This is a genomic window from Rhodoferax sp. RT4P68, assembly GCF_056521305.1.
The window spans coordinates 290578-314321 of record NZ_JBWMBB010000003.1; the positions used below are offsets into that span (position 1 = coordinate 290578).

Annotated in this window: 18 protein-coding genes and 1 pseudogene; 12 read left to right on the plus strand and 7 right to left on the minus strand. The window is 69.3% G+C overall.

Annotated features, from left to right (window positions below):
• Positions 1-119: 119 nt before the first annotated feature.
• Positions 120-1219, minus strand: a pseudogene (locus tag AC099J_RS07885) (ABC transporter substrate-binding protein).
• 68 nt (positions 1220-1287) lie between these two features.
• Here AC099J_RS07885 and AC099J_RS07890 point away from each other — a divergent pair.
• From AC099J_RS07890 to AC099J_RS07900, 3 genes are all read left to right on the plus strand, one after another.
• The gene (locus AC099J_RS07890) at positions 1288-1968 is read left to right on the plus strand and encodes a response regulator (protein WP_479614685.1); all 681 of its coding nucleotides are present in this window, start codon (positions 1288-1290) and stop codon (positions 1966-1968) included.
• The gene (locus tag AC099J_RS07895; protein ID WP_479614686.1) at positions 1955-3319 is read left to right on the plus strand and encodes a sensor histidine kinase; all 1365 of its coding nucleotides are present in this window, start codon (positions 1955-1957) and stop codon (positions 3317-3319) included. The genes AC099J_RS07890 and AC099J_RS07895 overlap by 14 nt, the downstream gene beginning before the upstream one ends.
• 108 nt (positions 3320-3427) lie before the next feature.
• Complete coding sequence (locus AC099J_RS07900) at positions 3428-4762, plus strand: NAD(P)/FAD-dependent oxidoreductase (protein WP_479614687.1); 1335 nt, start codon at positions 3428-3430, stop codon at positions 4760-4762.
• Positions 4763-4804: 42 nt separating this feature from the next.
• Here AC099J_RS07900 and AC099J_RS07905 read toward each other — a convergent pair whose 3' ends face one another.
• A complete protein-coding gene (locus AC099J_RS07905; RefSeq protein WP_479614688.1) occupies positions 4805-5710 on the minus strand; it encodes a protein NO VEIN domain-containing protein in 906 nt (301 codons plus the stop codon).
• Positions 5711-5853: 143 nt separating this feature from the next.
• Here AC099J_RS07905 and AC099J_RS07910 point away from each other — a divergent pair, with 143 nt between their 5' ends.
• The 4 genes from AC099J_RS07910 to AC099J_RS07925 all read left to right on the plus strand — a co-directional run bounded on the left by AC099J_RS07910 (position 5854) and on the right by AC099J_RS07925 (position 9867).
• Positions 5854-6087, plus strand: a complete 234-nt coding sequence (locus AC099J_RS07910; protein ID WP_479614689.1) for a DUF3820 family protein — start codon at positions 5854-5856, stop codon at positions 6085-6087.
• Between the two features lie 143 nt (positions 6088-6230).
• Positions 6231-6518: a hypothetical protein gene (locus AC099J_RS07915; protein ID WP_479614690.1), complete on the plus strand. Its 288-nt coding sequence runs from the start codon at positions 6231-6233 to the stop codon at positions 6516-6518.
• Positions 6519-6577: 59 nt separating this feature from the next.
• Positions 6578-7495, plus strand: coding sequence for a glutaminase (locus tag AC099J_RS07920; protein WP_479614691.1), 918 nt, complete (start codon positions 6578-6580; stop codon positions 7493-7495).
• 179 nt (positions 7496-7674) lie between these two features.
• Positions 7675-9867, plus strand: a complete 2193-nt coding sequence (locus AC099J_RS07925; RefSeq protein ID WP_479614692.1) for a DUF6351 family protein — start codon at positions 7675-7677, stop codon at positions 9865-9867.
• A gap of 49 nt (positions 9868-9916) precedes the next feature.
• Here AC099J_RS07925 and AC099J_RS07930 read toward each other — a convergent pair whose 3' ends face one another.
• Positions 9917-10858 carry a LysR family transcriptional regulator gene (locus AC099J_RS07930; RefSeq protein WP_479614693.1) on the minus strand — a complete coding sequence of 314 codons (942 nt, stop codon included), beginning with the start codon at positions 10856-10858 and terminating at the stop codon, positions 9917-9919.
• A 185-nt stretch (positions 10859-11043) separates the two neighbouring features.
• Between AC099J_RS07930 and AC099J_RS07935 the strand changes: the two genes are divergently transcribed.
• The 4 genes from AC099J_RS07935 to AC099J_RS07950 all read left to right on the plus strand — a co-directional run bounded on the left by AC099J_RS07935 (position 11044) and on the right by AC099J_RS07950 (position 18157).
• Positions 11044-11916 (plus strand): alpha/beta hydrolase, encoded by an 873-nt coding sequence (locus tag AC099J_RS07935; RefSeq protein WP_479614694.1) that lies wholly within the window; start codon positions 11044-11046, stop codon positions 11914-11916.
• A gap of 99 nt (positions 11917-12015) precedes the next feature.
• Positions 12016-13251 (plus strand): efflux RND transporter periplasmic adaptor subunit, encoded by a 1236-nt coding sequence (locus AC099J_RS07940; RefSeq protein WP_479614695.1) that lies wholly within the window; start codon positions 12016-12018, stop codon positions 13249-13251.
• 170 nt (positions 13252-13421) lie between these two features.
• Positions 13422-16658 (plus strand): efflux RND transporter permease subunit, encoded by a 3237-nt coding sequence (locus AC099J_RS07945; RefSeq protein WP_479614696.1) that lies wholly within the window; start codon positions 13422-13424, stop codon positions 16656-16658.
• An 11-nt stretch (positions 16659-16669) separates the two neighbouring features.
• Positions 16670-18157 (plus strand): efflux transporter outer membrane subunit, encoded by a 1488-nt coding sequence (locus tag AC099J_RS07950; RefSeq protein WP_479614697.1) that lies wholly within the window; start codon positions 16670-16672, stop codon positions 18155-18157.
• A gap of 178 nt (positions 18158-18335) precedes the next feature.
• On the opposite strand, the gene AC099J_RS07955 is transcribed toward AC099J_RS07950, so the two are convergent.
• The 4 genes from AC099J_RS07955 to AC099J_RS07970 form a co-directional block, all read right to left on the minus strand.
• Positions 18336-19379, minus strand: coding sequence for a Bug family tripartite tricarboxylate transporter substrate binding protein (locus AC099J_RS07955; RefSeq protein ID WP_479614980.1), 1044 nt, complete (start codon positions 19377-19379; stop codon positions 18336-18338).
• Positions 19380-19416: 37 nt separating this feature from the next.
• Positions 19417-20832, minus strand: a complete 1416-nt coding sequence (locus AC099J_RS07960; protein ID WP_479614698.1) for a sensor histidine kinase — start codon at positions 20830-20832, stop codon at positions 19417-19419.
• Between the two features lie 6 nt (positions 20833-20838).
• Positions 20839-21504, minus strand: coding sequence for a response regulator (locus AC099J_RS07965; RefSeq protein ID WP_479614699.1), 666 nt, complete (start codon positions 21502-21504; stop codon positions 20839-20841).
• 177 nt (positions 21505-21681) lie between these two features.
• Entirely contained in the window at positions 21682-22692 is a 1011-nt protein-coding gene (locus tag AC099J_RS07970; RefSeq protein ID WP_479614700.1) for a Bug family tripartite tricarboxylate transporter substrate binding protein, read from the minus strand.
• A gap of 304 nt (positions 22693-22996) precedes the next feature.
• On the opposite strand from AC099J_RS07970, the gene AC099J_RS07975 reads away from it, so the two are divergent.
• Positions 22997-23614, plus strand: a complete 618-nt coding sequence (locus AC099J_RS07975) for a flavin reductase family protein (protein ID WP_479614701.1) — start codon at positions 22997-22999, stop codon at positions 23612-23614.
• Positions 23615-23744: the final 130 nt, after the last annotated feature.

Here is a 23744-nt window from a genome sequence, read left to right on the forward strand (position 1 = left end):
CCATGCCGCCGAACGCAGGGCCTTGTAAGCATGGCACTCCCAGAGTTTTCGATGGTTGAAACTCCCATCGCCGTGTGACTTCGCGGCAGCAGCGCTGCGTTGCAGGGCCTCTCGAGCTCTCAGTCCTTGGGGGCCGTGAGCGCGCGCCTCCATTCCTGCAGAAAATCGGCGCGCTTGGCTCGGTCCAGGTAGACCATCAGGCTGGGGCCGATGGCGATCGGCTTGAGGCTGGGGCCGAGCGCACGTGTCAGCGTCGCGGCCGTCTGGCCACCCTGCACGTCGCTGCGCAGCGCGAACAGGTCGGATTGCAGCGCCATGACGCTCTGGCCGCGCAGCGAGAGCAGATAGTCCAGCCACAGCCGCGCCGCATTGGGGTGTGGCGCGCGCCGGTTGATGAACGCGATGCGCGAGACCACCAGCGTGTAGTCGCGTGGGTAGGCAAAGCCGACGGTCGGGTCCTGGTGCGCACGGCCACTGGCATACGAGCTGAGGACGTTGTAGGCCAGCACGGTCTTGCCCGAGGCCACGCTCTCCAGCATGTCGCCGGTGCTGGTCTGCAGCCGCGTGTCGTTGCGGCCCAGGGCGCGGGCCACGTCCCAGAACATGGTGGAGGTCTTGGCGTCCTGCGTGGCGAACAGAAAGCCCAGGCCGGAGCTTTCCAGGTCGTAGGTGGTCACGCGGACTTGAAGCGACCGCCCGGCGCGGCCAGCAGCCGGACCAGCTCGCCATGGGTGCGCGGCACCTCGTCCTCGGCCAGATGCTGCTTGTTGTAGGCAAAGCCGATGGGCTCGAAGGTCGTGCCGTAGGCCTCGGCCTTCCAGACGGCCCAGGCCGGCAGGTGCAGCGTCTCTGGCGACACATAGCGCCGGCCGTGCCCGTCGTTGACCAGCTTGACCTGCAGGTCCATGGCGGAACTCCAGAGCACATCCGCCACCGGGGTGCCGGCTGCGGCCTCCTTCAAAAAGCGCTGGTAGATGTCGGCCGACTCGAGATCGCGGTAGTCCACGCGCACGCCCGGGTACAGCGCCATGAAGTCCTGCACCAGGTGGCGTGCCACCGCCATGTCGGTGTTGCCATAGACCACCACCGTGCCCTCGCGCCGGGCGCTGGCGATGGTGCTGTCGTAGTCCCAGGGATACCCCGCCGGCTGCTGCGCCATGGCAAGGCTGGCCCACGCGAGCGCGATGGTGCCCGCCATCGCCCGTAGCATCTTGTTCATGTTGTCTCCGTTGTCGCTGGCATTATTGCGACGCCCCGCAGGGGCCTTTTTGAAGGACACGATGCGTCATGCGTTTGCTGCTGGTTGAAGACAACGCCCGGCTGGTGCGCTCGCTCGCCGCCTGGCTGGGCGAGGCGGGCATGGTGGCCGATGCCGTGGGCGACGGCCTGCATGCCGAGCAGCTGCTTGCGCACGAGGACTATGACGCCGTCATCCTGGATCTGGAATTGCCCCGCATGGGCGGCATGGAGCTGCTGCGCCTGCTGCGCGCACGCGGCAACGCCGTGCCGGTGCTGATCCTCACCGCCAGCGGCGAGACGGCCGACCGCGTGCGCGGCCTGAACGCCGGCGCCGACGACTACCTGGCCAAGCCGTTCGACCCCGAAGAGCTGGTGGCCCGCGTGCGCGCCATCGCCCGGCGCCGGGCCGGGCGGGCGCATTCGGTGTTCGAGCTCGGCCGTTTGCGCTATGACACGGTGAGCCGCTTGTTCAGCGTGGATGGCCAGTCGCTGCTGCTGCCGCCGCGCGAGCACGCTGTGCTGGAGGCGCTGATGGCCCGCCCGGGCAGCCCGGTGGACAAGAAGGCGCTCATCGACCAGCTCTGCTCGCTCGACGAGGCCATCAGCCCCGAGGCCATCGAGCTGTATGTGCACCGCCTGCGCAAGCGGATCGAGCACTCGGGCACCCGCATCCGTACGCTGCGCGGCCTGGGCTATCTGCTGGAGCGCGCCGACGATGCGCCTGCGTAACCACCTGCTGCGCTGGCTGCTGCTGCCGCTGGCGGTGGTGTGGACGATAGGCTTTCATCTGGACTACGCGCGCAGCATCGCGCAGGCCAACGAAGCCTACGACCGCACGCTGGCCGGCTCGGCGCTGGCGATTGCCGAGCGGGTGATGGTGCGCGACGGCGCGTTCTCGGTGGACTTGCCCTATGCCGCTTTGGAGATGCTGGAGACGCGCGCGCAGGACCGCGTGTTCTACAAGGTTTCCAGCGCACGCCCGGCCATGGTCGTGACCGGCCATGAAGACCTGCCCGGGCCCGCAGCGCCGCCAGCGGGCGACCAGCCGGTGTTCGAGGACGCGCGCTACCAGGGTGAGTCCATCCGCATGGTGGCCGTGCGCAGGCCGCTGTACGACGAGCGTGGGCTGGGGCCGCTGCTCGTCCAGGTGGCAGAGACCACCGCCGCGCGGCGCGCCATGTCCAACCGCATCCTGCTCGACTCGGCGTTGACCCAGATCACACTGATCGCAGCGGCCGCTTTGCTCATCACCTTCGGCGTGCGGCGCGGGCTGGAGCCGCTGCGGCGCATCCGCAACGAGATCGCCAGCCGCGACGAATTCGACCTGACGCCCATCGACGCCCAGGCCGTACCGCGCGAGGTGGCACCGCTGATCGAGGCGCTGAACCTGCACACCGAACGCCAGCGCCAGCTCAACGAGGCGCACCGTCAGTTCATCGCCGATGCCTCGCACCAGCTGAAGACGCCGCTGACCGTGCTCAAGACCCAGGCGGCCCTGGCGCTGCAGCAGCCCGACGTGGCGCACATGCGCGCCATCGTGGGCGAGATCCACGACGCCACCGACCTCACCGCCCGCACCATCAACCAGCTGCTGGCGCTGGCGCGCAGCGAACCCGGCCACTTGATGCCCATGGAGAGCGTGGACCTGGTGGAGATCGCCCGCGCCGCCACCTTCGACCTGCTGCCCCAGGCGCTGCACAAGGACATCGAACTCGGCTTCGAAGACGATGGCCAAGCAGTGCCGGTGCAGGGCCAGCCGCTGCTGCTGCGCGAACTCGTCAGCAACCTCACGGACAACGCCATCCGCTACACGCCGCGCGGCGGCTGCATCACGGTGTCGGTGCGCTGCGGCCCTGACGGCAAGGCCCTGCTGCAGGTGGAGGACAACGGCCCCGGCATCGCGCTGGAACACCGGCACCAGGTGTTCGACCGCTTCTACCGCGTGCACGGCGCGTCGAGCGATGGCTGTGGGCTGGGGCTGGCCATCGTGCGGCAGATCTGCGAGCGGCATGGCGCAAAGGCCGAACTGCACACGCCTGCCAGTGGCCAGGGTCTGCGCGTGGCGGTGCGTTTCCCCTGACCGGCCCTGTGCCCCTGGCACAGACGATGGTTTGTATGATCCTCATCAAGCCAGGCCCGGCAGACCGCCTGGCCAGCCCGTGCCGGCCACCAGAGGAACAAAAACACCATGAACAGCCCTGCACACAAGCACCGCATCGTCATCGTCGGTGGCGGCGCCGGCGGCCTGGAATTGGCCACGCGCCTGGGCGACAAGCTGGGCAAGCGGGGCCGGGCCGAGGTCACCCTCGTGGACAAGAACCGCACCCACATCTGGAAGCCCAAGCTGCACGAGATTGCCGCCGGCAGCATGGACATGAGCGCCCACGAGGTCGACTACCTGGCGCAGGCGCACTGGCACCATTTCCGCTTCCGCATGGGCGAGCTGACCGGCATCGACCGCGACAGGCGCGAGGTGCAGGTGGCCCCGTTCCTGGACGACGAGGGCACGCTCGTCACGCCGGCGCGCAGCATCGGCTACGACACGCTGGTGATGGCGATCGGCAGCCTGTCGAACGATTTCGGAACGCCGGGCGTGCGCGAACACGCGCTGCGGCTGGAGACCAAGGCCGACGCGCAACGCTTTCATGCACGCATGGTCAACGCCTGCATCCGCGCCAATGCGCAGACCGCACCGCTGGCGCCAGAGCAACTGCACGTGGCCATCATCGGCGCCGGGGCCACGGGGGTGGAGCTGGCGGCCGAGTTGCACCGCACCACGCGTGAAGTCGTGGCCTACGGGCTGGACCAACTGGACGCCGAGCGGGACATCAAGGTCAGCGTGATCGAGGCGGCGCCACGCGTGCTGCCGGCGTTGCCGGCGCGCATTTCGACCGCCACCGAGCGGCTGCTGAGCGAGCTGGGCGTGGACGTGCACACCAATGCCAAGGTAGCGTCGGTCGAGGCGACCGGCGTGCGACTGGCCGACGGGCGCTTTCTGCCGGCCGAGCTGATCGTGTGGGCCGCGGGCGTGAAGGCGGCCGATTTTCTGCAGGGCATTGCCGGCCTGGAAACCAACCGCATCAATCAGCTGGCCGTGCTGCCCACGCTGCAGACCACACGCGACGAGCACATCTTTGCGCTGGGTGACTGCGCACAGTGCCCCTGGCCGGAGGCCAATGGCGGCAAGGGCGGCTTCGTGCCGCCACGCGCGCAGGCGGCGCACCAGCAGGCCTCGCACATGCTGGCCCAGATCAAGCGCCGCATGGCCGGCCAGCCGCTCACGCCCTACCGCTACCGCGACTTCGGCTCGCTGGTGTCACTGGGCGAGTTCAGCACCGTGGGCAACATGATGGGCGGCCTGGTCGGCGGCAGCCTGATGGTGGAGGGCGCGTTCGCCAAGCTGATGTATGTGTCGCTCTACAAGATGCATGAGCTGGCGCTGCACGGCTACGCGAAGGTGGCGCTGGACACGCTGGCCCGGTTGATCACGCGGCGCACCGAGCCGCATGTGAAGCTGCACTGAGCATAGACCCGCCCGTTGTGGCGGCTCGGTGCGCTGCAGCCGCTACCCCTCCAACCCCGGCGCCTGCGCGATCTCGCTCCCCCGGTACAACTTGTGGTGCGTCGCCGCTCCGATCGGGTCGGTCACCACCACCAGGCGCCAGGGGTCGCCCTGCTGCGCGCAGGCGCGCTCCTTCTCGCTCAGCTGGAAGCTGGTGATGCCGGCGCCCACACCCTTGACGGCCAGCTTCAAGAGCGTCTTGCCCTTCTTGTCCGACACCTCGATGTCATAGCCCAGCTGCTGCTCGCCAACGCTCTCGGTCTTGTAGCCATAGCCGCCGAAATGGCGCACCAGGTAGTCGAAGGCGGCGGCCTGCACCTCGTCGCGCGAGGCGAAGATGGGCGCGACGACCGGCGGTGGTGGCGGCAGACCGCCGCGCGCGCGGGCCGCTGCCAGCTCCTCAGCGCTCGGCTCCCAGCCGCGCTCGCCGCGCACCAGCACGGCGAACTTGTCGTCGACGTTCCATGCGGCCACATGCCATTGCTGCTCGTCCGGCACGCGCACCGACACCCTGGCGGCCTTGTCGGTCTCCAGGTCGGCAATCGCCACGCGGTTGGTCTGCAGCACGGTGCGAAAGCCCTGGCCAGCGTCCAGCGTGCGCTTGAGCAGCGCGATGCGGTCTGTGGCGCGTTGGGCCTGCAGGCCGGTGCGCTCACCGCCGTTCAAGCGGCGCGGCGCGTCCAGCGACTCCAGGCAGAACCAGCGGCCACCGGCACCGACGTGCACGAACTCGGCCCAGATGGTGGCGATCACGTGCTCGCCAGTGGCCAGCCAGGCGTGGTCGGAGGCTTTGTCGCGCGCGTCCACCACACCCAGACGCGTGATGATGTCCACCGGCGTGCGTTTGTCGCCGGCCAGGCGCTTTTCATTGATGACTGCCAGCACAGCGGGCGCGACTTCTTTGTCCATGTGGGAAAACTCTGTGCAAGGGATGACGGCGCGCAGTATGCCGCGAAGCGACCAGCCATCGCCCTCAGCGCGAAGTGAATCACCGGCCCTGGATCACCGGCCCGGCGGCTGCACGACACTTGGCAAGCAAAGAGAGGAACCCGATGCACTCTGAAGACCTTGTGAAGCTCACGACCATGGCCATGCCGTTCGGCAAGCACAAGGGCACGCTGATCGCCGAGTTGCCGGGCCACTACCTGGCCTGGTTCGCGCGCGAGGGCTTCCCCAAGGGCGAGCTTGGCCGGCTGCTGGCGTTGATGCTGGAGATCGACCACAACGGGCTGCGCGAGCTGCTGCGACCACTGCGCCAGCACGACGGGCAGCCCGGCGGCGGCTGATCATTTTGGGCCGCTCAAAAACTCGCGGTCGATACATCAGGTAACAATCGGTCCGCTAGGACATCGTTACGATTCGGTACGACCAGATGGCCGTCCTTCACACAACCGCGCGGTGAGTTGCACCCACCGATCAGGAGCCCACGATGGCACATACCGCACTCAGATCACTGGCGCTGACCGTGCAAGAGCCACGCGCCGGCGAGTTTCGCTGGTGCATCCTCGAACGCTTCGAGGAGGATGAGCCTTTCGACGTCCTGATCGCAGCAGAGGAAAGCTGCCGCACCTATGGCGAAGCCCTGGGCAACGGCACCTCGGTGCTCAGCGCGCTGGCCGATGGCAACATGAAGATCGGCCCGCGCGTGGCGCCGAGCGACATGCCGAACTTCGTGCAGACCGACCGCCCTGGGCTGTACGACCTGGTCGACGACTGAGCATTCTTCGGCGCCTGGCGGTCGGGGCAGAATCGGCGGCTTTGCCGGGCCGACCGACCATGGACTTTCAAGCCGTTCTCGACGACATCGCCGCCACGCTCAAGCCCGAGGCCGGCCAGGCCGGGCAGGTGGCCCGCTACATCCCGGCGCTGGCACGCATCGATGCCCGGCATTTCGGCATCGCGCTCAATGCCGGCCACGCGAGTGCCGTGGCCGGCGACGGCGCGCTGCCCTTTTCGATCCAGAGTGTCTCCAAGGTTTTCACGTTGACGCTGGCCATGCAGCACCTGGGTGAGCGCCTGTGGGAGCGCATCGGCCGCGAGCCGTCCGGCGACCCGTTCAATTCGCTGGTGCAGCTCGAACACGAGCAGGGCAAGCCGCGCAACCCCTTCATCAATGCCGGCGCCATCGCCGTGGCCGACCGGCTGGTCACGGTGTTCGGCCGCAGCGCCAAGGCTGAGCTGCTCGCCTTCATGAGCAGCCTGGCCGGCGAGCCCATCGCCTTCGACAAGGAGGTTGCCGCGTCCGAGGCCGACACCGGCTTTCGCAACGTTGCAGTGGCGAACTTCATGAAGAGCTTCGGCAAGCTGGACAACCCGGTCGACGAGGTGCTGGACCTGTACTTTCACCAGTGCGCGCTGCGCATGAGCTGCGTGCAACTGGCGCGCGCAACGGCGTATCTGAGCCGCGACGGCGCCCACCCCGACCGGCCCGGCGCAGCGGTCTGCACAGAGCGGCAGACGCGCCGCATCAACGCGCTGATGCTGACCTGCGGCACCTACGACGCGGCCGGCGAATTCGCCTTTCGCATCGGTCTGCCGTGCAAGAGCGGCGTGGGCGGCGGCATCGTCGCCGTGGTGCCCGACCGGCTGACGCTGGCCGTGTGGTCGCCCGCGCTGGACGCGACCGGCAACTCGCTGTTGGGCATGCGCGCGCTGGAGGCGTTCGTGGCGCGCACGGGGTTGTCGGTGTTCTGATCAGCGCGCAAATCTGCGCATTTCCAAGTTGTCACTCGCGCGACATTCGGGCTAATCCCATTGCTGCCAAGCGGCCGATCGCATGTGATGGCGCGCCGGCTGTCGGCGCCTTCTCCTCGATGTCGTGTGCGCAGCCCGGCGGGCTCACGTTCACGACGATCACAACGAAGGAGACACGCATGCGCAATCGAGCTTCCTCCAGACCGGGCCTTGCAGGCACGGGCTGTTTCACCATCGGGCTGCTGGCCGCAGCGGTATTGGCCGGCTGCGGCGGCTCAGACGACCCGGCACCCGAGATCAAGCTGGTCCTGTTGTCATCGCCCAAGGCCGAATGGGTCAGCGCTGGCGATGCGCTGGTGCAGGTGCAGGGCCAGGTGCCGGGTGACATGACGGTCGTCGTCACGCTCAATGGCGCTGACGTGAGCAGCGCCTTTCGCCCGGGGGCCGATGGGCAACTCGTCGGCCTGGTGAGCGGCCTGGCGGTCGGCACGAACCAGCTGCAGGCCGAGACGCGCAAGGGCACCGGCGGCATACTGCGCGGCACCACCACGCTGGAGCTGCGCAACTACCCGCGCATCGGCCCGATGTTCTCGGGCCCGCACGAAACCCCCTACACCTGCCAGACCGGAGCCTTCGTGCTGGCCGATGGCGTGACCCGGCTGGGCGCGCCGCTGGACACGTCCTGCTCCGTCGCCACGCGGGTCGACTACGTCTACCGCAATACCGCCACGCCGGCCGCCTTCGTGGCCCTGGCCTCGCCCACGGCGCTGCCGGGCGACGTGGCCACCACCACCACCAGCGATGGCCGCAGCGTGCCCTATGTGGTGCGCGTGGAGACCGGCACGCTGAACCGTGCGGTCTACCAGACCGCCATGCTGCACAACCCTGCCGCAGAGCCTGCGCCCACGTTCACCAGCCGGCCGGCCGGCTGGAACGGGCGGCTCGTCTACACCTTCGGCGGCGGCTGCACGGGTGGCTGGTACCGCCAGGGCAGCAACACCGGCGGCGTGCTGGACCACAACATCCTCAAGCAGGGCTATGCGATGGCCTCGTCGTCGCTGAACGTGTTCGGCAACAACTGCCAGGACCTGACGGCCGCCGAATCCATGGCCATGGTGAAAGAGCGCTTCATCGAGGCCTATGGCCCGCCGCGCTACACCATCGGCTGGGGCTGCTCGGGCGGCTCCTACCAGCAGCACCAGATCGCCGACAACTACCCCGGCCTGCTCGACGGCATCCTGCCGGGCTGCAGCTTCCCCGAGGTGGGCTTCGCCACGGTCTACTCCATCACCGACCAGCGGCTGCTTGGCCACTATTTCCGCGACATCGTGCCCGGCCAGTTCAGCGACGCGCAGCAAGAGGCGGTGGCCGGCGTGCAGACGGTCAAGACCATCTACACCGGCACCGTGTACGACGGCGCCATGCGCATCGCGCCCGATGCCTACTGCCCCGCCACGCTGCCGGTGGGGCAGCGCTACCACCCGCAGACCAACCCGACCGGCGTGCGCTGCAGCATCTACGACCACACGGTCAACGTGTTCGGCAAGGACCCTTCCACCGGCTTTGCGCGCCGGCCGATCGACAACGTGGGCGTGCAGTACGGCCTGAAGGCGCTGAACGATGGCGTCATCACGCCGGAGCAGTTCCTCGCCATCAACCAGGCCGTGGGCGGCTATGACCAGGATGCGCGCTTCAACCCGGCGCGTACGGTAGCCGACAACTCGGCGATGGTGCAGGCCTACCAGACCGGGCGGCTGACCTCGGGCGGTGGTGGCTTGAAGGACGTGGCCATCATCGACCACCGGGCCTATTCCGACGATTCCGCCGTCGGTGACATCCACCTGCGCTACCACTCGTTCTCGATGCGCGAGCGACTGATCAAGGCCAACGGCAACGCCGACAACCAGGTCATGCTGGTGGAAGACTTTCGCTACGGCTATTACTCCAGCGCCAGCCCGCTGCTGATGGATGCACTGGCGCAGATGGACCTGTGGCTGGCCAACGTGGCCGAAGATGGGGCCGCCGGCACGCAGCGCGACAAGGTCATCCGCAACAAGCCGGCCTCGCTGCAGGAGGGCTGCCTCACGCGCGATGCCAACCCGGTCAAGATCGTCGAGAAGCAGCAGCGCACCAGCGGCCAGTGTGCGGCGCTGTACCCGGCACCGGCCTCGCCGCGCTTCGTGGCCGGCGCTTCGATCGCATCCGACGTGATCAAGTGCCAGTTGAAGCCGGTCACGGCGAGCGACTACGCGGTGCTGTTCGACGCCGGCCAGCAAGTGCGGCTGAACGCCATCTTCCCGAACGGCGTGTGCGACTGGTCCAAGCCGGGCGTGGAGCAGCAGGGCCTGCGCGGGACCTGGCTGTCGTTCTGAGAGAGCGCGCCTGCAGCCGGCCCCTGAGGCGGCTGCAGCGCGGGGGTGCTCAGCGCCCCTGCAGCGCCGGCTGCCGGGCGAACAGCTCGGCAGCCCAATCCACGAAGGCGCGCACCTTGGCGCTCAGGTGGCGGTTGGGCGGGTAGACCACGTAGACCGGAATCAGCGGGTGCGACCACGCGGGCAGCACGCGCACCAGGCGGTTGTTTTGCAGATGCTGCTCCGCGCCGAAGGTGCCGATCTGCGTGATGCCCAGGCCGGCCAGGGCCGATTCCGTCAGCGCGTTGCTCTCGTTCACGGCCAGGTGGTAGCTGCGGCCGCTCACCTCGATCGAGGTCTCGCCCTGGATGAACACGTGCGGGTAGGGCCGGCCGGTGCGGGCGGAGAAAAAGTTGATCAGCCGGTGCCCGTCGGCTTCCAGCTGGTCCGGGTGGGTCAGCTCGGCAGCGTGCGGGTGGGCCTTCTTGTGCCACGCCAGGTACTCTGGCGAGGCCACCGTCATGAACTCGATGTTGCCGATGCGCCGCGCCACCAGCGATTGCTCCTGCAGCTCGCCGCCGCGGATCACGCAGTCCACGTTGTCGCTGATCAGGTCCACCGGCCGGTCGCTCACGCCCAGGTCGAGCTGGATGTCGGGGTAGCGCTCGAAGAAGGTGTGCAGCGCCGGGATGACCAGCAGCCGCGCGACCGAGGCGCCGATGTCCACCCGCAGCCGCCCGCCAGGCGCGGCCTGGGCGTTGCGCATGCTGGCCTCGATGTCGTCCAGATCGCCCAGCAGGCGGATGGCGCGCTCGTAGTAGGCTGCGCCGTCGGGCGTGACGGTGACACGCCGGGTCGTGCGGTTCAGCAGCTTGATGCGCAGGTCTTCCTCCAGCTGCTGGATCTGCTTGGTGACCGTGCCCTTGGGCAGGTTCAGAGACTCGGCCGCCTTGGTGAAGGTGCCGGCCTCGACGACGCGGGTGAACGCGCGCATGGACTGGATCTTGTCCATTGGAAATGCGCTCCTTGCGGAGCGTGGTGATCTCGGAGAGAAATTGTCACATGTGTATCCCTGGCGATTGTGGGACTTTGGGAAACAGTGAAGCGGTGCGCAGCCGGTTTATCGGACGGCGCGATGGCCCTACATTTACCAGCATCCGTCGTCCATCCGCCCGCCACGTTTACCTGGAATCCGCCATGTCTCCCGCCGCCTCGCCACTGCCTGCCACTCCCGATCCCGCCACCAGCGGGCCGGTGTGGCGTGATGTGACGGTCGATGTGCCCAAGCTGGCCCCAGTGCCCACCCGCATCTACGGCGAACGCCGCCGGGGCCAGGTGTTGCCGCTGGTGGTGCACTTCCACGGCGGGGCCTTCGTGGCCGGCGGGCTGGACAGTGGCCGCAACTTTGCCAGCATGCTGGCCGACGGTGGTGCGGTGGTGGTGTCGATCGCCTACCCGCTGGCGCCGGCCCACCCGTTCCCGCAGGCCATCGAGGTCGGCTACGGCGTGCTGGAGTGGGCCTACAAGCACCGCGCGAAACTGGCCGGCACCGGCGCGCCGGTGTTCCTGGCCGGTGAGGAGGCCGGCGGCAACCTGGCCGCGTCCGTGGCCTCCATCGCCCGGGATCGCGCCCACCCGCCGCTGGCCGGCCAGATCCTGGTCGCGCCGATGCTCGACCCGTGCGTGGGCACGGCCTCGGTGCGCGAGGCCACCGGCAACTCCACGATGTGCAAGTGGGTCGAAGGCTGGAAGAAATACCTGCGCTGCCCGCAGGATGCCACCCACCCGTATGCCGTGCCGGGCGCCTCGTCGCGGCTGGGGGGCATCGCGCCAACGCTGGTGCTGACGTCCAGTGACGACCCGATGCGCGACGAGGCCCGTGCCTACGCCGACAAGCTGCGCGAGGCTGGCGTACAGGTCTCTTTCGAGCAGCTCACGCCCATGGGCTGGCCTGACACGCTGGTGTCCACCAAGCCCGTGGAATGCGCCTGCGCCGCGCTGGTGCGACCCAAGCTGCAGGAATTCTTCGCTGCACACGGCACCGCCAAGCCGGCCAGCGGCGTCAGTTAGCCGCCACCCTTTTCCGTTGACCGCCCGGAACCGGCCGCCCATGCAGCGCGCCGGCGGGGAGCGCTTTTGCCAGTTTTCTTGATCGAACCGAGGGATGCCATGACCACTTCCACTTCTTCTTCTCCCCGCCCGCCACGCAACCGGCTGCTGGCCGTCGGCACGGCGCTGGTGTTGGCGATGGCCATCGCCGGCCTGGCCTTCACGCTGCAGTCGCCCCAGGTGCATGCCGACAGCCTGCCGGCGCAGCCGCAGGCGACGCCGGTGTCGGTTGCCACCGTCGCGCAGACCGAAGTGGCGACCTGGGATGAGTTCTCTGGCCGGCTCGAAGCCGTAGACCGTGTGGACCTGCGCTCGCGCGTGGCCGGCACGGTGCAATCCGTGCACTTTCGCGAAGGCGCGCTGGTGAACAAGGGAGACCTGCTGGTCACCATCGACCCGGCACCCTATGCGAGCGACGTGGAGCGTGCCGAGGCCCAGGTCGTCGCCGCGCAGGCGCGCCAATCGTTCACGCGCAGCGAGCTCGACCGCGCGCAGCGCCTGCTGGACGACCGCGCCATTGCCCAGCGCGAGCATGACGAGCGCGCCAACGCGCTGCGCGAGGCCGACGCCAATCTGCGTGCCGCCCAGGCCGCGTTGCAATCGGCCAAGTTGAGCCTGTCGTACACCCAGGTGCGCGCGCCAGTCGCCGGCCGCGCCGGCAGGATCGAGATCACGGTGGGCAACCTGGTCTCGGCCGGCCCCGGCGCGCCGGTGCTGACGACGCTGGTCTCGGTCAGCCCGATCTACGCCAGCTTCGATGCCGACGAGCAGGTCGTCTCGCGTGCGCTGCGTGAACTGCCCGGCAGCAGCCGCGCGCAGATCGGGCGCATCCCGGTGCAGATGGGCACCGCAGCCCATGAAGATACGCCGCTCGTCGGCCGCCTGCAGTGGGTCGACAACCAGGTCGATCCCAAGAGCGGCACGGTGCGCGTACGCGCGCAGTTCGACAACCAGGACGGCACCTTGATGCCCGGCCAGTTCGCGCGGTTGCGCATGGGCCAGGTCAAGAACAGCGCCGCGCTGCTGGTCAATGAGCGCGCGGTGGGCACCGACCAGGACAAGAAGTTCGTGATCGTCGTCGACGCGCTGAACAAGGCGCAATGGCGGGCCGTCACGCTGGGTGCCAACGTCAACGGCCTGCGCATCGTGACCAGCGGGCTGCAGGCCGGCGAGCGCATCGTCGTGAACGGCCTGCAGCGCGTGCGGCCGGGCATGGAAGTGGCGCCACAAGCCGTGGCGATGGACGCCAAGCCCGACCAGCAGGCCCGCGCGGCCGGCGCCCTCCCGCAGTCGTGACGGCAGTCGTCACAGCTGCCGTCATGGCAGTCGTGATCGCAGACCTGAATGTCATCCTGATCGCCGCCCGGCGCGGCTGACGCCACTGATCCTTTGACGCCACCACACCGTCTGCGCCCCCGGCGCGGCACGGCGGGGGTTGCTGCGCCCGCTCACCACAGAGAACCGCCATGAACCTCTCCAAATTCTTCATCGACCGGCCGATCTTTGCCGGCGTGTTGTCGGTGCTGATCTTTCTCTCGGGCCTGATCGCGCTGCGCTCGCTGCCGATCTCGGAATACCCCGAGGTCGCGCCGCCGCAAGTCGTCGTCAGCGCACGCTACCCGGGCGCCAGCCCCAGCGTGATCGCCGAGACCGTGGCCACGCCGATCGAAGAGCAGATCAACGGTGTCGAGGGCATGCTCTACATGGGCAGCCAGGCCACGACCGATGGCGCCATGACGCTGACCGTCACCTTCCGCCTGGGCACCGACCCCGACAAGGCGCAGCAGCTGGTGCAGAACCGCGTGGCCCAGGCCGAACCGCGCCTGCCCGAGGAGGTGCGCCGCCTCGGCATCACCACCGTGAAAAGCTCGCCCGACCTGACCATGGTGGTCCACCTCGTGTCGCCCAACGGCCGCTACGACGTGAACTACCTGCGCAACTACGTGCTGCTGAACGTGAAGGACCGGCTGGCGCGCATCGAAGGCGTGGGCCAGGTGCAGACCTGGGGCGGCGGCGAGTATTCGATGCGCGTCTGGCTCGACCCGCAGAAGGTCGCGCAGCGCGGCCTGTCGGCCAATGACGTGGTGCAGGCCATCCGCAGCCAGAACGTGCAGGCTGCCGCCGGCGTGGTGGGTGCATCGCCGGGGCTGCCGGGCATCGACGTGCAGCTGTCGGTGAACGCCCAGGGCCGCTTGCAGAACGAGGAAGAGTTCGGTGACATCATCGTCAAGACGGGCAGCGACGGCGCCATCACGCGGCTGCGCGACATCGCGCGCATCGAGCTCGGCGCGGCCGACTATTCGCTGCGCTCGCTGCTGAACAACGATGCGGCCGTGGGCACCGGCGTGTTCCAGGCGCCCGGCTCGAACGCGCTGGAGATCTCGGCTGCCGTGCGCCAGACCATGGACACGCTGGCCAAGACCATGCCCGAGGGCGTGGAGTACCGCATTGCCTACGACCCCACGCAGTTCGTGCGCGCGTCGATTGAATCGGTGGTGCACACGCTGCTGGAGGCCGTGCTGCTGGTCGTGCTGGTCGTGATCCTGTTCCTGCAGACCTGGCGCGCGTCCATCATCCCGCTGCTGGCGGTGCCGGTGTCGGTGGTCGGTACCTTCGCCGTGCTGCACCTGCTGGGCTTCTCGATCAACGCGCTGTCCCTGTTCGGCCTGGTGCTGGCGATCGGCATCGTGGTGGATGACGCCATCGTCGTGGTCGAGAACGTGGAGCGCAACATCGAAGCCGGCCTGTCGCCGCGCGAGGCCACCTACCAGGCCATGCGTGAGGTGTCCGGCCCCATCATCGCCATCGCGCTGGTGCTGGTGGCGGTGTTCGTGCCACTGGCGTTCATGACCGGGTTGACGGGGCAGTTCTACAAGCAGTTCGCGGTGACGATTGCGATCTCGACCGTGATTTCGGCCGTCAATTCTCTGACGCTGTCGCCGGCCCTCGCAGCACTGCTGCTGCGCAGCCATGACGCGCCCAAGGACGCGCTCACGCGCGGCATGGACAAGGCCTTTGGCTGGCTGTTCCGCGGCTTCAACCGCGTGTTCCAGCGCGGCAGCGAAGCGTATGGCGGCGGGGTGCGCAGCGTGCTCAAGCGCAAGGGCCTCTTGATGCTGGTCTACCTCGCGCTGGTGGCGGCCACCTTCGGCCTGTTCAAGGTCGTGCCCAGCGGCTTCGTGCCAACGCAGGACAAGCAGTACCTGATCGGCTTCGCGCAGCTGCCCGACGGCGCCACGCTGGACCGCACCGATGCCGTGGTGCGCCGCATCGGCGAGATCATGGAGAAGAACCCGAACGTGGAAGGCACGCTGGCCTTCCCGGGCCTGTCGATCAACGGCTTCACCAACAGCTCGAACGCCGGCATCGTGTTCGCCACGCTCAAGCCCTTCGATGAGCGCAAGGGCGCTGACCAGAGCGGCGTGGCCGTGGCGCAGCAGCTGAACCAGGCCTTCGGCGGCATCCAGGACGCGTTCATCGTGATGTTCCCGCCGCCACCGGTGGCCGGCCTGGGCACGACCGGCGGCTTCAAGCTGCAGTTGCAGGACCGTGGCGGCCTCGGCTTCGGCCAGATGGATGTGGCCGTCAAGGCCTTCATGGCCAAGGCCTACCAGACGCCCGAGCTGGCCGGCATGTTCACCAGCTGGCAGGTCAACGTGCCGCAGCTGTTCGCCGACATCGACCGCGCCAAGGCGCGCCAACTGGGCGTGGCCGTGACCGACGTGTTCGACACCATGCAGGTCTACCTGGGTTCGCTGTACGTGAACGACTTCAACAAGTTCGGCCGCACCTACACCGTGCGCGTGCAGGCTGATGCGGCCTACCGTGCGCGTGCCGAAGACATCGGCCTGCTGAAGGTGCGCTCGGCCACCGGCGAGATGGTGCCGCTGTCCGCCCTCATGCGGGTGCAGACCGGCGCCGGCCCCGAGCGCGCGATGCGCTACAACGGCTACCTTTCGGCCGACATCAACGGCGCGCCTGCGGCCGGCGTGTCATCGGGCCAGGCGCAGGACGCCATCGAGCGCATCGCCAGGGAAACGCTGCCGCCCGGCATGGGCTTTGAGTGGACGGAGCTGACCTACCAGGAAATTTTGGCCGGCAATTCGGCGCTGCTGATCTTCCCGGTGGCGATCCTGCTGGTCTTCCTGGTGCTGGCCGCGCAGTACGAGAGCCTGACGCTGCCAGCCGCCATCGTGCTGATCGTGCCCATGGGCATCCTCGCGGCGATGACGGGCGTGTGGCTGACCGATGGTGACAACAACGTGTTCACGCAGATCGGGCTGATGGTGCTGGTGGGGCTGAGCGCAAAGAACGCCATCCTGATCGTGGAGTTCGCACGCGAGCTGGAGTTTGCCGGCCGCACGCCCGTGCAGGCCGCCATCGAGGCCAGCCGGCTGCGGCTGCGGCCCATCCTGATGACCTCGCTGGCCTTCGTCATGGGCGTGCTGCCGCTGGTGCTGGCCACCGGCGCCGGCTCGGAGATGCGCAGCGCGATGGGCATCGCCGTGTTCTTCGGAATGATTGGCGTGACCGCGTTCGGCCTGTTCCTGACGCCCGTGTTCTACGTGCTGATGCGCCAGCTGGCGGGCAACCGGCCATTGGCCCACCACGGTGCTGCGCATGCGCCCGTCAGCCCCCCGCACGGCGGTGGCGGCGCGTCGGCCCACGCGCTGCCGGCTGCGCCGCGCCATCCCATCGAATAAGGAGAAACGCCATGCGATTCCACTCTATGACCATGACCGCTTGGGCAGGGCTGCGTCCATCCCGTCCCTCAGCCGGGACAAGCACACTCGGGGCGGCCCGGCGTCTGCTTGCGACGCCCTTGCTGGCGGCGCTGGTGCTCGCCGGCTGTGCCAGCGCGCCGCTGCCGGCCAACCCTGATCACGCGCTGCCGGCCATTCCGACGCAGTTCAAGGAAGGCGGCGCCCGCTTCACCACCGCAGTGCCGGCCGAGCAGGCCGACCGTGGCGCCTGGTGGCTGGCCTTCAACGACCCGGTGTTGAACGACCTCGTGGAACGCGCCGGCTCCCGCAACGCGGGCATCCAGGAGGCCGGCGCACGCCTGGCCCAGGCCCGCGCGCTGCTGCGCGGGGCGGACGCCAACCGCGCGCCGCAGCTCGGCGTTGGCGCGGGGGCCCAGCGCCAGGCCGGCGCCGACACTGCGCAGGGCAGCCGCCCGGGCAGCGTGTTCAATGCGGGCGCCAATTTCTCGTACGAGCTCGACCTGTTCGGCCGCCTGGCCGGGGCCAGCGATGCCGCACGGCTGGACGCCGCCTCGCGCGAGGCGCTGCTGCAGAGCACGCGCCTGTTGGTGCAGGCCGAGACGGCGCAGACCTATCTGAGCCTGCGCGCACTCGACGACGAACGCGCACTGGTGCGCCAGACCGTCGCGGCCTACGACGACACGCTGCGCCTGACGCAACGCCGCTACGACGCCGGCGACATCGCCGAGTTGGATGTGGTGCGCGTGCAGAGCGAGGTGGCCGCCAACGAAGCCGAAGCCCTGGCGCTGGACCGCAACCGCGCCGCGCTGGAAAACGCGCTGGCCGTGCTGGTGGGCGATGCGGCCTCGTCGTTCGTGCTGCCGGTGCAGGCCTGGCAGAGCGCGCTGCCCACGATCCCGGCCGGTGTGCCCGGCACCGTGCTGGCGCGCCGGCCCGATGTGGCCGCCGCGCAAAGCGCGATGCAGGCCGCGCAGGCCCGTGTCGGCGTGGCGCGCACCGCCTGGTTCCCCGACATCGCGCTGACGGGCTCCGGCGGCTTCGCCTCGGCCGACTTGGGCGATCTGTTCAGGTGGTCGGCCCGCGCCTGGGGCATCGGCGCGCTGCTGTCGCTGCCGGTGTTCGACGGCGGCCGGCGCGAGGCCAATCTGCAAGGTGCCGCTGCGCAGCTGAATGCGGCAGCCGCCGGCTACCGCGGCCAGGTGCTGGGCGCGTTCCGCGACGTGGAGGACCAGCTGTCGGCCTTGCGCCTGCTGGGTGAGCAGTCGCAGGCCCAGGGCCGTGCAGTTGCAGCCGCCACCCGTGCATCCGCCTTGTCCGAGACGCGTTGGCGCAACGGCCTGGTCAGCCAGATCGAACTGCTGGACGCCCGCCGCAGCGAGCTGCGCAACCGGCGGCAGGCGCTGCAGGTGAAGGCCGCGCAGTACCAGGCGACGGTGGGGTTGGTGCGGGCGCTGGGTGGGGGGTGGGGCGCGGTGTAACTGCACAAACTATCGGTCGTTGAGGTGACCAATGACGATCAAAGTGTGCAGTTGGTCGAGGTCGCCTGTGACCGCGAACGCGCGGCCGCCCTTAGCGCCGCGCCGCTCAGCGCAGACGGAGACAGCCCTGGCGCGCGCGGAGCAGTTGTAGACATCGGCGGGGCGTCGCTGGCGCCACCTACCGCCCCCACCGCCGCAACCCCAGCCCATCCGCCATGCGCTGGTACTGCCCGATCTGCTCTGCCACATACGCCTCGAGCGCCTGGCCGCTCAGCGCGAATGGGTACAGCCCCTGGCGCTCTCGCAGCGTCGCGAAGCCGGGCGCGGCCGTGGCTTCGCGGAAGGCTGCCGCCCAGGCTTGCACGGCTTCGGGCGGCGCGTCGGCGCTGATGTACAGGCCACGCACCGTCGGCCAGACCAGGTCCACGCCTTGTTCGCGCGCCGTGGGCACGCCCGTTAGTGCGCCGTCCAGCCGCGAGGCCGACAGCACCGCCAGGATGCGGATGGCGGCGCCGCCGGCCAGGGCCTGCAGGGCTTCTGCGGCGTCACCGGGGAACACGTGGACATGCTTGCCCTGCAGCGCGGCCAGCGCGTCGCCACCGCCTTCGAATGCGACAAAGCGCATGGCTTTGGGCTCGCGCCCGGCGGCGCGCACCAGCAGCGCGGCCTTGACCCAGTCCTGGCTGCCGACCGTGCCGCCAGCACCGAACACGACGCGCGCTGGTTGCTGGCGCAGCGCCTCGATGACATCGCGCAGCGTGCGGTAGGGGGCGTCGCGGTGTACGGCGATCACGCCGTAGTCGGTGCCCAGCGTGGCCACCCAACGCACGGCTGTGGGCGCGTGCGGGCCGAAGCGGCCCTGCGCCAGGTTCAGCAGCGAGCCGCTGGAGAAGGCCACCAGCACCGCCGGCCCGCCGATGCGGCCGGTGGCCACACGGTCGAACGCCACCGCGCCGATGCCGCCTGGCAGGTAGCGCTGTGCCAGCGCCGGACGCTGCGGGCGCACCAACTGCAGCGCGTCGCGCGCCAGCGCGCAGGTCAGCGCGAAGCCGCCGCCAGGCTTGGCGGGAATCACGCATTCGGCGGCGCCCAGGCTGGGGTCGGGCACGGCGGCGCGCGCGGCGGGTGACCACAGGCTGCTCGCCGCCAGGGCGAGCACCGTGCGGCGGGCGAGGACGGGGCCGGTGGCGCAGATAGCGGCGCGGCCAGCGGTGTGGGTCATGGCGCGGGTGGGCATGGCGGGCCTCGTGCGGATCATCTCAAGCTGGGGGCCTGGGCCACCACAGGATGGCGTGCAGCCCCGGTGCGTCCGGCCGGGGCCGCAACTCCAGCGTGCCCCGGTGGCGCTCTGCGATCGAGCGGGCAATCGCCAACCCCAGACCGGAGCCGCCGGGGCCGCTGCGCGCGCCGCGCCGAAAGCGCTGGCCCAGCGCGGCGCACTCCTCCGCACTCAGGCCCGGGCCGTCGTCTTCGACGGTGATGCGCCAGCCGTCTGCATCGTCCGTGGCGTGCACGGTGACCGTGCCCCGCGCTGGCGTGTAGGCAATCGCGTTGAACACCAGGTTGCCCAGCGCCTCCCGCAAAAGCCCTTCGTCGGCGATGGCGGTCAGCGGCCGTGTGGCGGGGTTGATGCCCAGGTCCAGGTCCTTCGCGCGCGCCAGCGGCATCAGGCCCACGGCCACCGCGTGCAGCAACCCGGCCAGGTCGATCTCGGCCACGTCCAGCGCGGCGGTGTCGCTGCGGCCCAGGGCCAGCAGCTGCTGGGTGCTGCGCGTCACGCGGCCGATCTCCTGCCCCATGGCCTGCAGCGTCGCGCGCACCTGGCCGGCATCAGGCTCGCGCAGTGCCACGTCCACCTGCATCCGCAGCGTGGTCAGGTGCGTGCGCAGCTGGTGCGAGGCGTCGTCCAGAAACTGCCGCTGCTGCGCCACCAGGTCTTGCGTGCGCCCCATGTGCTGGTTGACTGCGGCCACCAGCGGGCGAATGTCGGCGGGGATGGCGTCTTCCTCGATGCGCGTGAGGTCGTCGCTCTGGCGCGCCTGCACCTCGCGCGCCAGCCGCCGCAGCGGGCGCAGGGCAGCTGCCAGCGCCAACGAGGTGCCACAGACCAGCAGCAGCAGGATGACGCCGTCGCGCAGCGCCGCGCGGCGCACGAAGCGTGCGGTGAACTCCTCACGCGAACGCGTGCTCTCGCCGACCTGCACCAGCACGCTCGTGCCCGGGCTGCCGGCGGGCGTGCCGGCCAGGTTGCGCCGGTAGGCGGCCAGGCGCACGGCCTCGCCGAAATACGTGGCGTCGTAGAACACCGGCACGCCGGTGGCGGTCGGCGTGGGGGGCTCGGGCAGGTCGGCGCTGCCCAGCTCGACCAGGCCGTCCGAGGTGGCCACACGAAAGTGCACCTGCCCGCTGGCGGTCAGCTCGAAGAATTCGAACATGGTGTAGGGCAGCTCGACCGACAGGCCGCCCGAGGCAACAGAGATGTTGGCGTCGATGGAGCGCAGCGCGCCCAGCAGCGAGCGGTCGTAGGCCGCGTTGGCGGCCGCCAGCGCGTCCTGTCGCGTGGCCCACAGCTCGACGGCGGTGGTCAGCAGCAAGGCCGGCAGTAGCAGCAGGGCCAGGCGCTGCCACAGGCTGGCGCGTTGAATCCACTGCACGGCGCGCCGGGCGATGCGCATCGACTCTCAGCCTTCCTCGAGCGCGTAGCCCAGCCCGCGCATGGTGACGATGCGCACGCCGCTGCCCTCCAGCCGCTTGCGCAGGCGGTGCACGAACACTTCCACCGCCTCGGGGTGCACGGCATCGTCGTCGGAGAACACGCGGTCCAGGATCTGCTGCTTGGACTGTGGCTCGCCACTGCGCTGCACCAGCACGCGCAACACGGCCGATTCGCGTGGCGACAGGGCCAGCGGCTCGCCGTGCAGCTGGAATTGGCGGCGCGCGCTGTCGTAGACCAGCGGGCCGCACGCCAGGCGCGGGTGCTCGGTGCCGCGCGCGCGGCGCACCAGCGCGTGCAGCCGCGCTTCCAGTTCCGCCAACGCGAACGGCTTGGCGAGAAAGTCGTCCGCCCCCGCGTTCAATGAGCCGACGCGCTCGGCCAGCGAATCGCGCGCCGTGAGGATCAGCGTGGGCAGGCGCTGGTCACGCTCGCGCAGCCGGGTGAGCACGGTGTGGCCGTCCATGCCGGGCAGGCCCAGGTCCAGCACCAGCGCGTCGTGCTCGCGGCGCTGCAGCGCCAGGTCGGCCAGCCGCCCGTCGTCCACCCACTCCACCTGGATGCCGGCCTGCTCCAGCGCCTTGCACAGCCAGGTGCCCAGCGCGTGCTCGTCTTCGGCGAGCAGGATGCGCATGTCAGGCGGCTGTGCCGTCTTGGCCGGTCGCAGGCGAGCCCGGACCGATGGCCGCGGAGCAGGCCATGCCAGGGCACCCGCGGAACTGGCTCTGCCAGGCCGCTGGGTGCGCCCCCTTTGCGCAGCAGAAGGGGGTGGGCGGAGCGCGCAGCGCGAAGACTGGGGGTTGCGTCATGTCTAGTCCGGCTTGATCCCGGCCCGCGCAATCACCTTCTTCCACCGCTCCTGCTCGATGGCGATGAACTTGGCGAACTCCTCCGGCGTGCCGCCCACGGCCTCGGCCGCATCGCCTTTCAGCTTCTCCAGCACAGTCGTGGTCTTCATGGCTTTCATGGTTTCGGCCGACAGTTTGGCGATGTGCGCCGGCGCCAGCGTGGCGGGGGCCAGCATGCCGTACCACTGCGTCATCTCGAAGCCTGGAAAGCCTTGTTCGGCCACGGTCGCCACATCGGGCAACTGCGCCAGGCGCATCGCCGAGCCGGTGGCGATGCAGCGCAGCTTGCCGGCCTTGATGAACGGCAGGATGGCTGGCGCGCCGATGGCCGAGGCCTCGACACGGCCGGACATCAGGTCCGTCAGCATCGGCCCGGTGCCACGGTAGGGCACGTGCAGCATGAACACGCCCGAGGTCATCTTCAGATACTCGAACGCCAGGTGCCCCGCGCTGCCGTTGCCCGCCGAGCCGTAGCTCAGCTTGCCCGGGTTCTTCTTGGCGTAGGCGATGAACTCGGTGAGGTTCCTGGCCGGCACGTCGGGGTGCACCACGTACAGGCTGGGCACCTTGGCCAGCAGGCTGACGGGTTTGAAATCCTTGTTCGCGTCGAACGGCAGCTTGGCGAAGATGTAGGGGTTGACGGCCAGCGTGCCGATGTGGCCCAGGATGAGGGTGTGCTGATCGTCGCTGCGCGCCACCTCCGACATCGCAATGTTGCCGGCGGCGCCAGGCTTGTTGTCCACAAACACGTTCTGGCCGATGGTGTTGGACAGCTCGCCCGCGCTGGAGCGGGCCACGATCTCCGAGCTGCCGCCCGGCGCAAACGGCACCACGAAGCGGATCGGCTTGCTGGGCCAGGCCGCCTGCGCCCATGCATGGGAAGGCAGCAGGCCGCCGAGGGCCAGGGCGCCGCTGGCTTGCAGCCAGTGGCGACGGGTCGAGGGCAGGGCGTCGTGGGGCAGTGAGGGGTACATGCTGTCTCGCTTTCGAGGGTGTTGGCCGAAGAGTTGAGATCGTGCCCGTCCGAGGCTTTCAGAAGGCTTTCCACCACGGCGGCGGCACTACGGAGTTACCCGGATGACTCGCGCATGCCGGGGTAGCACGCCGGCCCTATCGAGCTGCGCAGCGAAGCGCAGCACGAGCCGCCGCGCCGGGCTGGCAGCGCGGGCACCAGGCCTGAAGGCCGAAGATTGCGGGGTCATGCCGATCGGCGCGACGCTGCGGCTGCCCACGCGGCAAGATGCGGGTCTTCACAGCCCTGCCCACCACGAGCGCCCCATGATCCAAGACGACCTGCATTCCTATGAACCGCGCCTGGGCCACGGCCTGCCGCACGACCCGTTCAACGCCATCGTCGGCCCGCGGCCGATCGGTTGGGTGTCCACGCGCAGCGCGGGCGGGCTGGTGAACCTGGCGCCCTACAGCTTCTTCAACGCGTTCAACTACACGCCCCCGCTGATCGGCTTTTCCAGCATCGGCCGCAAGGATTCTGTGCGCCACATCGAAGAGACGGGCGAGTTCGTCTGGAACCTGGTGACGCGGCCGCTGGCCGAGCCGATGAACGCGTCCTGCGCGGCCGTGCCGCCAGAGGTCAATGAGTTTGCGCTGGCCGGCCTCACGGCCGTGCCCTCGCTGCGCGTGGCGGCGCCGCGCGTGGGCGAGAGCCCGGTGGCCTTCGAGTGCAAGCTGTCGCAGTTGATCCAGCTGCAAGGCGCGGACGGCACGCCGGTGGACACCTGGCTGGTGCTGGGCGAGGTGGTGCAGATCCACATCGCGCGCAAGCTGCTCAAAGACGGCATCTACGACACCGCCGCGGCCCAGCCGGTGCTGCGCGGCGGTGGGCCGGCGGACTACTTCGCGCTGGGTGAGAAGTTCCTGATGCGCCGGCCGCGTTGAGGTGCCGGTCGCCGCGTTTGGCATCCGTTGGATGGCCTGCGTGCACAGAACGCGTCGCTGCATTGATAGGCCGCACTTATGCATTCATGTGATATGTGAATTTGCCACATGAACCTCGTCAAGGCTTAAT

What these genes read in the sequence shown, in the direction of transcription:
- AC099J_RS07900 (WP_479614687.1), top strand. Translation starts at nt 3,428, where the DNA reads ATGAACAGCCCTGCACACAAGCACCGCATCGTCATCGTCGGTGGCGGC.
- AC099J_RS07970 (WP_479614700.1), bottom strand. Translation starts at nt 22,692, where the DNA reads ATGTACCCCTCACTGCCCCACGACGCCCTGCCCTCGACCCGTCGCCAC.
- AC099J_RS07910 (WP_479614689.1), top strand. Translation starts at nt 5,854, where the DNA reads ATGCACTCTGAAGACCTTGTGAAGCTCACGACCATGGCCATGCCGTTC.
- AC099J_RS07960 (WP_479614698.1), bottom strand. Translation starts at nt 20,832, where the DNA reads ATGCGCATCGCCCGGCGCGCCGTGCAGTGGATTCAACGCGCCAGCCTG.
- AC099J_RS07975 (WP_479614701.1), top strand. Translation starts at nt 22,997, where the DNA reads ATGATCCAAGACGACCTGCATTCCTATGAACCGCGCCTGGGCCACGGC.
- AC099J_RS07955 (WP_479614980.1), bottom strand. Translation starts at nt 19,379, where the DNA reads ATGACCCACACCGCTGGCCGCGCCGCTATCTGCGCCACCGGCCCCGTC.
- AC099J_RS07935 (WP_479614694.1), top strand. Translation starts at nt 11,044, where the DNA reads ATGTCTCCCGCCGCCTCGCCACTGCCTGCCACTCCCGATCCCGCCACC.
- AC099J_RS07905 (WP_479614688.1), bottom strand. Translation starts at nt 5,710, where the DNA reads ATGGACAAAGAAGTCGCGCCCGCTGTGCTGGCAGTCATCAATGAAAAG.
- AC099J_RS07930 (WP_479614693.1), bottom strand. Translation starts at nt 10,858, where the DNA reads ATGGACAAGATCCAGTCCATGCGCGCGTTCACCCGCGTCGTCGAGGCC.
- AC099J_RS07890 (WP_479614685.1), top strand. Translation starts at nt 1,288, where the DNA reads ATGCGTTTGCTGCTGGTTGAAGACAACGCCCGGCTGGTGCGCTCGCTC.
- AC099J_RS07920 (WP_479614691.1), top strand. Translation starts at nt 6,578, where the DNA reads ATGGACTTTCAAGCCGTTCTCGACGACATCGCCGCCACGCTCAAGCCC.
- AC099J_RS07915 (WP_479614690.1), top strand. Translation starts at nt 6,231, where the DNA reads ATGGCACATACCGCACTCAGATCACTGGCGCTGACCGTGCAAGAGCCA.
- AC099J_RS07940 (WP_479614695.1), top strand. Translation starts at nt 12,016, where the DNA reads ATGACCACTTCCACTTCTTCTTCTCCCCGCCCGCCACGCAACCGGCTG.
- AC099J_RS07945 (WP_479614696.1), top strand. Translation starts at nt 13,422, where the DNA reads ATGAACCTCTCCAAATTCTTCATCGACCGGCCGATCTTTGCCGGCGTG.
- AC099J_RS07895 (WP_479614686.1), top strand. Translation starts at nt 1,955, where the DNA reads ATGCGCCTGCGTAACCACCTGCTGCGCTGGCTGCTGCTGCCGCTGGCG.
- AC099J_RS07950 (WP_479614697.1), top strand. Translation starts at nt 16,670, where the DNA reads ATGCGATTCCACTCTATGACCATGACCGCTTGGGCAGGGCTGCGTCCA.
- AC099J_RS07965 (WP_479614699.1), bottom strand. Translation starts at nt 21,504, where the DNA reads ATGCGCATCCTGCTCGCCGAAGACGAGCACGCGCTGGGCACCTGGCTG.
- AC099J_RS07925 (WP_479614692.1), top strand. Translation starts at nt 7,675, where the DNA reads ATGCGCAATCGAGCTTCCTCCAGACCGGGCCTTGCAGGCACGGGCTGT.